Origin of the sequence: Extibacter sp. GGCC_0201 (assembly GCF_017566055.1) — a bacterium.
Taxonomy (GTDB): Bacteria; Bacillota; Clostridia; order Lachnospirales; family Lachnospiraceae; genus Extibacter.
Window position 1 is genome coordinate 103,829 of sequence record NZ_JABFCH010000001.1, and the last position, 12,006, is coordinate 115,834.

The 12,006-nt window shown below is 49.7% G+C and carries 11 protein-coding genes; 7 read left to right on the forward strand and 4 right to left on the reverse strand.

All coding sequences use genetic code 11. The annotated features are described in order from the left end of the window. The first annotated feature begins 18 nt into the window (after positions 1–18). From HJV72_RS00480 to HJV72_RS00510, 7 genes are all read left to right on the forward strand, one after another. Positions 19–1,023 carry a FadR/GntR family transcriptional regulator gene (locus HJV72_RS00480; protein ID WP_208067810.1) on the forward strand — a complete coding sequence of 335 codons (1,005 nt, stop codon included), beginning with the start codon at positions 19–21 and terminating at the stop codon, positions 1,021–1,023. Between the two features lie 118 nt (positions 1,024–1,141). Next, positions 1,142–2,830 carry a PucR family transcriptional regulator gene (locus HJV72_RS00485; RefSeq protein ID WP_208068034.1) on the forward strand — a complete coding sequence of 563 codons (1,689 nt, stop codon included), beginning with the start codon at positions 1,142–1,144 and terminating at the stop codon, positions 2,828–2,830. 226 nt (positions 2,831–3,056) lie between these two features. Further along, positions 3,057–4,304 (forward strand): Zn-dependent hydrolase, encoded by a 1,248-nt coding sequence (locus HJV72_RS00490; protein ID WP_208067811.1) that lies wholly within the window; start codon positions 3,057–3,059, stop codon positions 4,302–4,304. A gap of 37 nt (positions 4,305–4,341) precedes the next feature. Continuing rightward, positions 4,342–5,502, forward strand: a complete 1,161-nt coding sequence (locus tag HJV72_RS00495; protein ID WP_208067813.1) for an NAD(P)/FAD-dependent oxidoreductase — start codon at positions 4,342–4,344, stop codon at positions 5,500–5,502. A gap of 57 nt (positions 5,503–5,559) precedes the next feature. Beyond that, on the forward strand, positions 5,560–6,354 hold the full coding sequence (locus tag HJV72_RS00500) for an electron transfer flavoprotein subunit beta/FixA family protein (protein ID WP_208067815.1): 795 nt from the start codon (positions 5,560–5,562) through the stop codon (positions 6,352–6,354). After that, positions 6,355–7,338 (forward strand): electron transfer flavoprotein subunit alpha/FixB family protein, encoded by a 984-nt coding sequence (locus HJV72_RS00505; protein WP_208067817.1) that lies wholly within the window; start codon positions 6,355–6,357, stop codon positions 7,336–7,338. Between the two features lie 131 nt (positions 7,339–7,469). Continuing rightward, on the forward strand, positions 7,470–7,991 hold the full coding sequence (locus HJV72_RS00510) for a nitroreductase family protein (protein WP_208067819.1): 522 nt from the start codon (positions 7,470–7,472) through the stop codon (positions 7,989–7,991). Positions 7,992–8,529: 538 nt separating this feature from the next. On the opposite strand, the gene HJV72_RS00515 is transcribed toward HJV72_RS00510, so the two are convergent. The 4 genes from HJV72_RS00515 to HJV72_RS00530 form a co-directional block, all read right to left on the reverse strand. Continuing rightward, entirely contained in the window at positions 8,530–9,426 is an 897-nt protein-coding gene (locus HJV72_RS00515; protein WP_208067827.1) for a sensor histidine kinase, read from the reverse strand. A gap of 10 nt (positions 9,427–9,436) precedes the next feature. Next, entirely contained in the window at positions 9,437–10,270 is an 834-nt protein-coding gene (locus tag HJV72_RS00520) for an ABC transporter permease subunit (protein ID WP_208067828.1), read from the reverse strand. Next, a complete protein-coding gene (locus HJV72_RS00525) occupies positions 10,263–11,177 on the reverse strand; it encodes an ABC transporter ATP-binding protein (RefSeq protein ID WP_208067829.1) in 915 nt (304 codons plus the stop codon). Before HJV72_RS00525 ends, HJV72_RS00520 begins: the two co-directional genes overlap by 8 nt. Positions 11,178–11,268: 91 nt before the next feature. Further along, positions 11,269–11,934, reverse strand: coding sequence for a response regulator transcription factor (locus HJV72_RS00530; RefSeq protein WP_208067830.1), 666 nt, complete (start codon positions 11,932–11,934; stop codon positions 11,269–11,271). Between the last annotated feature and the right edge of the window lie 72 nt (positions 11,935–12,006).

A 12,006-nucleotide genomic window follows, 5' to 3' on the forward strand; every position in this document is an offset into this window, starting at 1 on the left:
ACTGGGGCATAGAATCGTATGAGCAGCCAGATGTTGAATCCGATATATAAAAAGGAAAATCTCCGCCAATTGAGAAGGTACCTTGGATTGACCCAGAAAGAGTTCATCAGCCGGTTCCTTCCTGATTCGCAAGGGGCGCCGTCTATGAGCGCAGCTACTTATTCAAATGTTGAGACCAGGGGCGGGAAGCGGCTGAACGAAGTAGTTCTGTCAGCCGCTTCGGCCCTGCATCTAGACTCGATGATGTTCTCCGAGAAGCCGGAAGAATTTGCACGGAAGATAGACATGCTTCTGCCTGCGGCAAAAACTTCGGAAGATCTGTGTGGAAACACCGCCAAAAAGGGCAAGATAGATGAGCTGCTGTTCAGGCTCACCATGTATTTTGCCGAGAAGCTGATGGAAAAGGAGCTCAAAAAAGGAGATCAGATAGAATCTGACCGGGAGCTTGCCAGGAAGATGAATGTAGGACGTTCGGTAATCCGGGAAGCCCTTAAGGTGCTGGACGTTCTTGGGATGATTGATATCCGTCCCGGACAGGGGACTTATATCAGCAGCGCGGAAGCTGATTTTTTCATCATACCTCTGTCATGGTCCCTCTTTCTGAACGGCAGCCAGGTGGAAGACATGCTTATGGTCAGGAACGTATTGGAAGTAAAGGCGGCAGAGCTGGCAGCCGGCAATATACAAGAGGCAGATATCCATAGGCTGGAAGAGATATCAGAGCTTGTGCGCAGGGCGTACGCAGAACAAAGCGAAAAGGATCTGCTGGAGCATGACATAGAATTCCACACGTGCATCGCACAGTGTTCCGGGAGTCAGGTCATCTACAGTATGATACAGACTATCAGTAATCTTATGAAACATATAAGCGGTACGGGGATGGCAGACTATGGACAGCTGAAAGCAATCTGTGAAGAACATGAGGAAGTGCGGCGGATGATTCTGGCTCATGACGGGCACGGGGCAGCCCGTGCGATGGAAAAGCATCTGGAGCAGTCCGTGACAAGGTATAATTACAGATAATGTGACGAAAAAGACACAGGTATGACAATTTGCGTTATACGGCTGTGTCTTTTTATGTTATACTGGAGGTATTCTTAGTTAAGGCGTTGTAAATGTCCGGCTGAGGCTGATATCAATGATGGCGGTGAGGTTGAAGATGGGATTTAATGTAGAAGAGCTGCTGCAGGCAGAAAAGTTAAAGGATGTTAAGGTTATAAGCGGAGAGAGATGGCTTGACAGGGAGATTAAAGGAGTGACGATTATCGAAGCTCCCGATATCGTTAAGTTTATAGATGGCGGCGAAGTGCTTCTTACCAGGCTGTATGCGTTCCGGTCATGTACGGTTGATGAGTTCAAAGGGTATCTCAACGAACTGACAAGGAAGGGTGTCAGCGCGCTTGTCTTGAAGCGGGACCGGAAAGTGGAGGACGCGGACACGAAGATTGGCCTGCTGCTGGAGTTTTCTGAGACCCATGCGATACCAATCCTGGAAGTTCCTTTTGAATTTTTCTTCCGAGATATCATGAGCGTTATCATGGAGCGTCTGTTTAATGAGGAAGTGACGAGGCTGAAATATTTTAAGACTACATATGACAATTTTGTGGCACTTGCTCTGGCACCGGATTCGATAGGAAAAGGGATTGACAATATTCTGGACATGCTTGCGAAGCTGATTCGTAATCCGGTTGCGGTTTTCAACCAGAATATGTCCTGCCTCGCCTGTACCGAAGGGGCAGACACGGAACTTGAGATCCGGAAAGATGCGGCCCCCTTTGAGACGGGCACATATTCTAATTACAATTACCTGAAGCAAAAAGGCGAGGTGCCCCAGTGCATCATCCAGGTCAAGATGAGCTTCCGGGAGAAGATATATCTCGTTGTCACGGAACGTAACCAGGCCTTCAATACGATGGACAGTATCGCGGCAGAGAGCGCGATTACGGCCCTGCGGTTTGAATTTTCCAGGCAGCATGCGGTGACAGAGCTGGAAAAGAAGTTTCAGAATGATATCATGCACAATATCCTGAATGGCAAGGTGCATTCTATCGGAGAGCTACAAAAGAATACGAGCCTGCTCGGGGTAGAGATAGACGGCTGTTACCGGGTCATCGTGTTCGGAATGACGAATGAAGGCAGTGCGAAAGGCGACTTCAAGGCTAAGGTCAAGGATACGAACGTGCTGAGCAACGCTATATTTGCCCACATTTCAGAGGCGCGGATACATAATGATCTGGACAAGATCGTCGCGATTCAGAAGGTGCCAAAGGAGCAGACGCAGGAGGAGTACCGCCAGGAGATAAAAGAAGTGGCGGAACTGGTGCAGGCGGATGTATCGGCATATGACAAGTATCTGAAAGTGAAGGCAGGTGTCGGGCGGATGGTAGAGGGGATCATAAATCTTCCGGAGAGCTTCAAAGAGGCGAAGGAGGCCTTTCTGTTTGTTGACGTGGCAGGAGAGATATCCGAAGATGGGAATTCCCAGGCGATGATGTTCTCGGATCTGGGAATCTTCAAGCTCCTATGTCAGCTTGACGATTCGTCGATGATGCTTGAATATGTGCCGGAAGGGCTTCAGAAGCTCTATAATTACAAGAAGCCGCAGAGGGACGATCTGATTGTCACCCTAAAGACGTATCTCGACAGGAACCAGAACCTGTCAAAGACGGCCCAGGACCTGTATGTACACTATAAGACCGCGGCTTACAGGATAGAAAAGATTACAAAGATTACAGGCATAGATTTTGACAATGCAAATGAAGTGCTGGCTGTCCGTATCGGTCTTGTGGTATACAAGATGATTGAGAACTACAATAAGGATTTCATATAAATTCCGGTAAGAAACGAAAAGAGAGAGATAGTTTATCCAGACTAGATAAATTATCTCTCTTTTTTTATCTTTATGCTCCGATGCATTATGTTAAAAAATTATCTATAATGTGCAATATAGATAAAAATCAACAAACCAGTAACAGCTATGTATACTTATTGAACGATTGGTATTTGGCTGCAAATGTGCACAATTACCAAGTCGGAAAGCAGTATGGAGGGATTTTATGGACATTAACTTGGAAAGGGTCCTTTCCCGTCTGGAAGAACTGTATCAGTGCGGTGCGCAAGATGACGGAACGTATACGAGGATGGCATATTCGCCCGAAGATGTAAGAGGGAGAGAGACATTCAAAGGATATTTCCGTAAGCTTGGACTAAAGCCCCGCATGGATGAGGCCGGCAATCTGATTGTCAGACTGGAAGGAGAGCATCCAAATCTTCCGGCTATCGTGACAGGTTCCCATCTGGATACGGTTCCGGACGGTGGAAAGTACGACGGGGTACTCGGCTGCGTGGCAGGCCTGGAAGTGTGTGAGACGCTCATCGAGAGTGGCAGGAAGCTGCAGCATCCGTTAGAAGTCGTCGTATTTACGGATGAGGAAGGATTCCGTTTTGGAAGCGGGCTTCTCGGAAGCGGCGCCATGTGCGGAGAGGAGCTTCATATCAGTGAAACAGACGAGGATATGTATGGGATGTCCAGAGGAGAAGTGATGAAGGGCTATGGCCTCGATGTCGCTAAGGTGCCAAGGGCAGAGCGCAGGAAAGAGAGCATACACTGCTTTCTGGAGCTTCACGTAGAGCAGGGGGCCTCGCTATATAAGAGCCGGACGCCTGTAGGCGTCGTATCGTCCATCGCCGGCGTGAGCCGTTATGAAATCGTCATAAAAGGAGAGGCCAACCACGCAGGAAGCACTGTGATGACAGACCGCAGGGACGCCCTCGTGGCGGCATCCAGATTCATAGCCGCTGTACCGCGGATTGTGAAGGAGTACGGCAATACATATACGGTAGCGACGGTCGGCACGATGAAAGTAGTTCCCAATTCCGTCAATGTAATTCCAGGGACGTGTACCTTTAACCTGGAAATCAGAGACCAGGACGGAAAGATGATAGAGCGCATCGAAAAGAAATTAAAAGAGCAGCTGGAACAGATCTGCAAAGAGATGGGGGAAGCGTGCTCCTTTGAACGTTTCTCTTATCATGAACCCGCGCCTATGGCTGAGTGGGTCAAAGACAGCATCGAGGCATCCGTACAGGAACTGGGCATCGGCTACCGCATACTGCCAAGCGGCGCGTTCCACGATTCTCTTATCATGACCTCCAGATTTCCGACGGGAATGATATTTGTGCCAAGCGTGGATGGTATCAGCCATTCAAGATATGAATTTACAGAAGGAGAAGACATCGGGCAGGGATGCAGGGTGCTTCTGGAAACGATTCTCAGGTTAGATAACATGGATGCCCCATGTTAAAAAATAAAAAGATAAAAAATGAAAGGTAGGTAATGTTATGGACAAGAAAAAAATCGGTATTATTGGTGGAGGTATTTCAGGAACCTGTCTCGGATATCATCTGAGCCTTTATGATAACGCAGAGGTGGTCGTATTTGAAAAAGACACCATCGGAGGAGCTTCCACTGCGAAATCAGCCGGAACGGTATGTCTTTTTGACGATTCTTTAAGAAACAGATACTGGGATGTAAGGCTGTATGGATTTGAATCCTATCTCAAGATGGAAGAGGAAGAGAAAGGTTCTGCAGGCTTTGACAAGTCAGGAACACTTGTAGTAGCTACAGACGAGAAAGTTGAGGCGACCATCAAGACAGGTATCGCGCTTGCCAAAGCTGCAGGCTATACAGGAGAATATATTACAGACAAGGACAAGATCAAAGAGATTCTTCCAGACATCTCTACGGAGAACATACTCGGAGCAGGATATACGCAGGATGACGGCTACTTTGACGGAACGATGATATCTAATACATATGCAAAGAAGCTGCAGAAGAACGGCGGCACAGTCAAGACCGGCGTAAAAGTGACAGAGGTCAAGGTTGAGGACAAGAAGATCAAAGGTCTCAAGACCAGCGATGGGGAAGACTATGAGTTCGACTATGTAGTAGACTGTACAGGACCGTGGAGCAAATTCACAGGCGAGATGGTAGGCATGGACGTGCCAATCTGGCATACGAAGGCAGAAGCATTCTTCTTATGCCCTCCTGGAAAGAAATTAGGATACACCTTCCCTGTATTGAAATATCCTGCTTTCTATGCACTTAGAGCAGGTGACAACATTTTTATCTGCAAGTCCCATCTCTCTATGGATCTGAGCAATCCTATGCATGCAGGCCAGTGGGATCCAGACAAGCTTCCGGCTACAGGCGGGACAGATGACTACTTCATCGACTTCCTGTTAGACCAGCTCGAGTGCAGGGTGCCTGGCATCGTGGACAGCGGCCTCGTATCATCCTGGCTGTCATACCGGGCAGAGCCGAAGGACTTCCTTCCAATCCTTGGAGAGACGCCGGTAGAGGGCTATATACTTGCGACCGGATACGGCGGAAACGGTGTCATCGAGGCGCCGGCGGCCAGCAGAGACCTTGCCAAGTTCATCATGCAGGGAGAGAAGACGCCATTACTGGAAGACTGGGCATTTGACCGACTGTTAAAGTAAGTATGCCTGATTGGACATCGGCAGTTCGATAAGGATGTATAACAGAGAGGAGAAGTTATGAATATAGCAGTTCTTATAAAGCAGGTACCTGTTTCCAATGACGTTTCCGTAGATCCGGAAACTCACGCGCTTGTCCGTGCAAGCTCTGAGGGAATGATCAATCCTGCAGACTTGAATGCGATTGAATCGGCCATGATATTGAAGGAGCAGACAGAAGGCAAGGTCGTGGTATTCACAATGGGGCCTCCGGATGCAGAGAAGGCACTTAGAGATGCGATGGCGATGGGCTGTGACGAGAGCTGTCTCATTACGGACAGATGCCTTGCCGGAGGAGATACGATTGCGACAGCCAAGGTGCTTGCTGAAAGCATCGGCAGATATGGAACATTTGATCTGATATTGAGCGGAGCGCTGTCGGCAGACGGCGCTACCGGACAAGTAGGTGCGATGGTGGCGGAGTATATGGGAATTCCCCATGTGGCAGAGATACAGGGACTTGCCTATGACGAGAGTGCGGCCGGCAGTATTCTGGCAGTGAAAAAGTTCCAGGGGATGGAGTTCAAGATCAAAGCTGCGCTTCCTGCACTCATGAGCGTGTGCTTTGGCTGCAATGAGCCACGTCTGGCGACACTCCGCACAAAGCGGGCGGCAAAGAACAAGCCGCTTATAGTGTATACGAATGCCGAACTCGGCATGGCGGCCGATGACATCGGACTGGAAGGTTCCCCAACCGTCGTGACGGACTCTTTTGAACCGGAAAGTACGAGAAAAGCACAGATGCTTAGCGGTACGCCGGATGAGCTGGCACGTAAACTGAAAGAGTTAATCGAGATTGAGAAAGGAAAAGAATAGATGGCGGATGGAATATGTGTTTTCGCAGAGAATTATAATGGAAATATAGAGCCTGTCGTGGCAGAACTGGTCAGCGCGGCACATTTCATTAAAGAGACGACCGGTGAGAAGATTCAGGCGGTTGTTGCGGCCAGCGACTGTGAGAATCTCGTGAATCAGCTTAAAGGTTCCGGCGTGGATGAAATATATGCGGTCAAGACAGAACGTGACTGTACGTTCCAGGACGATGCGCTCAGCCAGGTGATTGCAGAGATGATTAAAAAGATCAATCCGTCGAGCGTGCTCGTTCCGGCGACGACGATAGGGCGCTCTGTATTCTCCAGAGTTGCGGCCCGCCTTGGGTGCGGCCTTACGGCGGACTGTACGGAGCTGCTTGTAGATAAGCGGGAGGACGGAAGCTTTTACATCAAGCAGAACAAGCCTTCCTTTGGAGAAAATGTATTTGTCACGATTGTGACAAAAGAAGGCTTCTATCCCCAGATGATGACCGTAAGGCCCGGCGTGTATACGCCTTATGAGGCATCCGCAGATGGCGAGGCAAAAGTGGAATACCTGGACGATATCGCCCTTCCGGAATCTGCAATAGAAGTAGTGGAGGTCCGGCCCGCTTCCAGTGACACGGACAGCATCCTATCGGCTGAGGTGGTAGTCGTGGGAGGCAGAGGAGCGGAGAGCGAAGAGAATTTCGCACTGCTTAAAAAGTTTGCCGACAAGCTTGAAGCGGCAATCGGGGGCACGAGGCCTCTGGCGGATACCGGAATGATTCCGTTTGAACACCAGATCGGTCAGACCGGATTTACAATACGGCCACGTATCTGTATCTCTCTTGGCGTATCAGGGGCTATCCAGCATACGGAAGGAATCAAGGACACGAAGCTGTTTGTCGCAATCAATGAGGATGAGAACGCACCTATCTTCAATGTATCCGATTATGGAATCATCGGCGATATGAAAGAAGTGCTCCAATCCTATCTGGAGCTGTAGCGGCACAGCAAATTGACGAATCCCACCAGTAGATGTAATATAGACGTATACCAGACCAGGAAGAGATATCTTGCATATAGATATCTTTTTCTGGTTCATCGTCAGATAGACAAAGAAAGGAAGTAGATGAGATGGATTTATTAGAAGTTATGAGGAAACGACGTAGTATCAGGAATTATACGGACGAACCGGTAAAGGAAGAAGACCTGCAGAAGATTATACAGGCCGGCCTGCTGTCAGAATCAGGAAAGGCAAAGCGCCCTTGGGAATTTATCGTCGTCCGCAATAAGGATGTGCTGGAGCACCTGTCCCTGTGCAGGGAAGGCGGAGTGAAGATGCTGAAGGAGGCACAGTGTGCCATCGCAGTGGTCGGGGATGCCGATATGCAGGACGTATGGGTAGAAGACTGTTCCGTTGCCATGGCACATATGCATCTGATGGCCTCCAGCCTCGGTGTCGGGAGCTGCTGGATACAGGGCAGGCTAAGGAAGTCAGAAGAGGGCACGACGACGGAAGAATACGTCAGAGAGAAGCTTGGATTCCCGGAGAACTTCAAGCTGGAGGCGATACTGTCTCTTGGAATGCCTGCCGTGAAGATGCCGGCTTACGATCTGGAAGAACTGCCGATGGAGAAAGTCCGGGTGGTCGATTAGTGAAACTAGGCTGCGGGAGGGGAGCCGGGTGGCATCTGCTCCGATGCGTCCGAGTCTCCGACTAGTCCACGGCCTCCTAACTTTGCGGGACGGATTCTCCGCCTCTCCCGCTTGTACCTTCGCATCTCCCACCCGGCTCCCCGCCCGCTATCTACTTCACTTAACAAGGGCGAGGGCGGCTGTGTGGCGTTACTGGCCAGCGGATGGCCGCTGGCTGCGTGAGATGAATGATTAAATATAACAAGCTTCGCCTTTAATCACTATGCTGACATAGCTAAAGCCCTTCCATCAGCCAGCAGCGCTACACAGCCACTTCCGCCCGTGCCAGTAAAGTAGATAGCCGATGGGGAGGCAGGGGCAGATGCGAAGGTGTAAGCGGGAGGGACGTAAGAATCCTCACCAGATTCCTTGGCTTGTGGGGTGAGAGCCGCTATCGGCGAACATCCCACAAGCTTAGGAATCTGTGTGATAGTCGCAGTCCCGGACGCATCGGAGCATCTGTCCCCTGCCTCCCCGTCGGCGTCTACATTACTTTAACTCACATTACAGGAGGAAACAGGAGCTGTATGTGGAGCATGCCTTCTGCATATATCACTTTTATGCTGCCGCCCATTTGTTCTGTGAGCGTTTTGGCTATGGACAGGCCTAGTCCTGTAGATTTGTTTGCTGTGTTGACCGTATAATATCGGTCAAGCAGCCTTCCTGCCTGTATTTCGTCCAGCCCTTCGGCATGGTTGGCAAATTCGATTTCGCCCGATTCATATAAGGCGATCAGCAAATCTCCGTCACTGTACTTGACTGCGTTGCTTATTATATTGCCGAATATACGGTATAACGCGTTTTTGTCAAGCCCACGTATAACGGCTTTTTCGGGCATGGCGACGGATGGTGTTATTTTACAGCCTTTCAGTACGGCGTAATATGCCGATATGCTTTCTTCAAGAATACGGTTGAGACTTACAGGCTCGCTGTTTCGCGCTATATGGCCGGACGTGGTGACCGAGTAGTGGAAGAGCTCTTGTGTCATCTGATTCAGAACGTCAGTGCGGTCGCCAATAATAGAAAGGCAGCGCCGTACCTCTTCCGGCATCTCTTTCTGTTTCAGTATATCTAAGTAGCCTCGTATGGCGGTAAGCGGCGTCCTGATATCATGAGATATATTTGTTATGGCATCCTTCACATTCGCGTCACCTTGTTGAAAACGGTGCCTTTCGTCTCTGAGAAGACGCAGCTGCGAATTGATAGTATCGGCCAGTTCCCTCATATACGGGTCGCGGCTTGAGATGTCGATAAGCGTATTCGTCTCAGACGCAAGCTTTTCTGAAAAGGATTCTTTTATCTCCGCGGCTGATTTATGCAGTACATGTATCTTGAACAAAAGCAGGATGATTATGATAATCAGGAGGACGGAAAGGACACATAACAGGATTGGCATGGGAGCTCCTTTACTTGATATCTTTTTTACGGAACACGATGATTCCGGCACCGGTTGTAACGATTGTAATTATAACAGAGTATGCAGGGAGCTGCCAGAGATGTACGGCAGACATAGAGGCATACTGCAGGCTCTGGCCTGTGGGCAGGATATCCATAAGTGCTTCATACACTTGGCGCTTCGTACCGGACACGTAGGCCGGGTTGGGCTGGGCTTCCTGTTCCACGACATTTCCGTCATCATCTGTGTAGGAATAGCCTTCGTACATCTCAGGGGAGTTGAGAGCGGAGCTGAGATATATGGCGGTAAACAGAAGGACAAATACGGTCATCACTACGGTTACGGCCGCAACGGCCTTGTTCTGGATCATCATGCTGAGGAAGGTGAAGACAGAAGTGAAGGCAATCACCATGAGAAGCGTTCCGGACAGGATGGCAAGCACGGTCTCTGGTTTTGCATGAAAAAAGCCGAATAAAGGGATGCCTATGCCTGCGGCAGTGATAAGGAACGCCAACGTCATAAGAAGTCCCGCGGCTGTACATACAATCAGGTTGGCCAGGTATATACGTCCCCGCGTATGGCCGACCATAAGCTTATTGCGGATGGTGCCCTCACTGTATTCGGTACCGAGAAATAAGCAGCAGAATACGGCGGAGGTGATTCCGACGATTATGGCATATGAGAAAAAGGCATTGTCGATATAGAACTTTTCACCATATTTTAAGGAATCCATGTAATTGCCAAACATGATGAAAGCTCCGTAACCGGCCATAAACAGGATACCGAGCCAGAATACTCTATCTTTTTTCAGACGTGCAAAGTTAGCACATAATAATCTATTCATATCTATTACCTCCCAGCAGACTGATATAATAACTCTCCAGCGTTTCATCGTGCTGGTGTATGGCAGATACGCGGCAGCGTTCCTGCGCAAGCGCCAGTACGATGGCCGTGATATCGACGGCGGAAAAGATATCTGCGCTCGTATCGGACAGCACCTGATATTCGAGATGCATATCGTCCAGCATTCGTGTAAGTACGTTGATGTCAGTGACTTCCATGCGGGTACATTTCCTACACGCCGCATCGAGCTCCTGGGCGCTTATCTCCTTTACCATGCAGCCCCGGTCGATGAAGCCATAATGGGTTGCCAGGCGGGACAGCTCGTCGAGGATATGGCTCGATATGAGAACAGTAATCTGCCGTTCCCGGTTCAGCTTCAGGATGAGTTCGCGTATCTCGATGATTCCCTGTGGATCCAGTCCGTTGACCGGCTCGTCGAGCACAAGGAAGTCCGGGCTTCCGGCCAGGGCGACTGCGATTCCGAGACGCTGGCGCATGCCGAGAGAGAAGTTCTTGGCTTTCTTTTTCCCTGTGCCTTCAAGGCCGACCAGCTTTAAAAGCTCCGGGATGTCATCAAATGACGGCAGGCCGAGGATACGGTACTGTTCCCTTATATTATCTTCAGCACTCATATCAAGGTAGATGGACGGCGTCTCCACGACGGCCCCCATCCTCCTTCTGCACCTGTCAATCTCTTTATCTGTATCTTTGGTGCCGTACAGCCGGTATCCGCCTGATGTACATTGCTGCAGTCCGCATATGAGCCGGATCAGGGTAGTCTTTCCGGCTCCGTTTTTACCTATGAATCCATATATAGCCCCTTTTGGCACGTGCATGGTCAGGCGGTCCAGCGCCTTGAAATGTTTGTAATGCTTGCTCAATGCATCTGTAGTAAGAACATAATCCATATGTTAAGCCTCCTTCTTTGTTGATACAGACAGTTTAGCTTATAATGGTTAAGGAAGCGGTTAAGAGAACGGTAAAGATATCGTTAAGATATCAGTATTCCTTCATTTTGAAGCCAATGCCCCACACAGATTCGATGCAGTCTCTGCTGCCCGCATCCAGAAGCTTTTTCCTTAGATTGCTCATATGTACCTTCAGAGAACTTTCAGTGCAGTCCGGCGTGTCCTCGCTTATGCGTTCCAGTATGGCAGACTTGGTACATACGTGCGATGGATTCTGCATCAATAGCTTTAAGATGGCATACTCCGTCCGTGTCATCCTGACCGGACGCCCGCATACGGCGACCGTGTGGGATGCCGTGTCCACGGTTATATCGTCAAATACCAAGGTCGGGGACATGCCCGTGGCAGCTGCGTTTCTAAGCTGTACGGTGATTCTCGCCAGCAGTTCCTTCGTGTCAAAAGGCTTTGTGATATAATCGGCAGCTCCGCTAAGCAGGAGAGACACCTTATCCTCAATCTCTGCTTTGGCACTCATGATAATCACAGGTATCCCTTTGATCCGCGGCAGGACTTCCTCGCCGCTCAGGCCTGGCAGCATCAGGTCAAGGAGAATCAGGTCCGGCCTGCACGAAGACAGAAGAAGCAGCGCCTCTGTGCCGGAATAAGCGCGGGTTACACGGTAGCCCTCACTGTCCAGCAGCTCTTCGAGCATGGCTCCTATATGCATATCGTCGTCGATGATCAGTATATGTTTCATTGCGGTTCCTCCATCCGGTACGAGACCTTGCAGGCATGACAGGCCTGCATAAATAATTTCCTATATAAGGAT

Bases quoted from the DNA above. Each gene is read 5' to 3' on its own strand.
- HJV72_RS00480 (WP_208067810.1), top strand. From the start codon at position 19: ATGAGCAGCCAGATGTTGAATCCGATATATAAAAAGGAAAATCTCCGC.
- HJV72_RS00485 (WP_208068034.1), top strand. From the start codon at position 1,142: ATGGCGGTGAGGTTGAAGATGGGATTTAATGTAGAAGAGCTGCTGCAG.
- HJV72_RS00490 (WP_208067811.1), top strand. From the start codon at position 3,057: ATGGACATTAACTTGGAAAGGGTCCTTTCCCGTCTGGAAGAACTGTAT.
- HJV72_RS00495 (WP_208067813.1), top strand. From the start codon at position 4,342: ATGGACAAGAAAAAAATCGGTATTATTGGTGGAGGTATTTCAGGAACC.
- HJV72_RS00500 (WP_208067815.1), top strand. From the start codon at position 5,560: ATGAATATAGCAGTTCTTATAAAGCAGGTACCTGTTTCCAATGACGTT.
- HJV72_RS00505 (WP_208067817.1), top strand. From the start codon at position 6,355: ATGGCGGATGGAATATGTGTTTTCGCAGAGAATTATAATGGAAATATA.
- HJV72_RS00510 (WP_208067819.1), top strand. From the start codon at position 7,470: ATGGATTTATTAGAAGTTATGAGGAAACGACGTAGTATCAGGAATTAT.
- HJV72_RS00515 (WP_208067827.1), bottom strand. From the start codon at position 9,426: ATGCCAATCCTGTTATGTGTCCTTTCCGTCCTCCTGATTATCATAATC.
- HJV72_RS00520 (WP_208067828.1), bottom strand. From the start codon at position 10,270: ATGAATAGATTATTATGTGCTAACTTTGCACGTCTGAAAAAAGATAGA.
- HJV72_RS00525 (WP_208067829.1), bottom strand. From the start codon at position 11,177: ATGGATTATGTTCTTACTACAGATGCATTGAGCAAGCATTACAAACAT.
- HJV72_RS00530 (WP_208067830.1), bottom strand. From the start codon at position 11,934: ATGAAACATATACTGATCATCGACGACGATATGCATATAGGAGCCATG.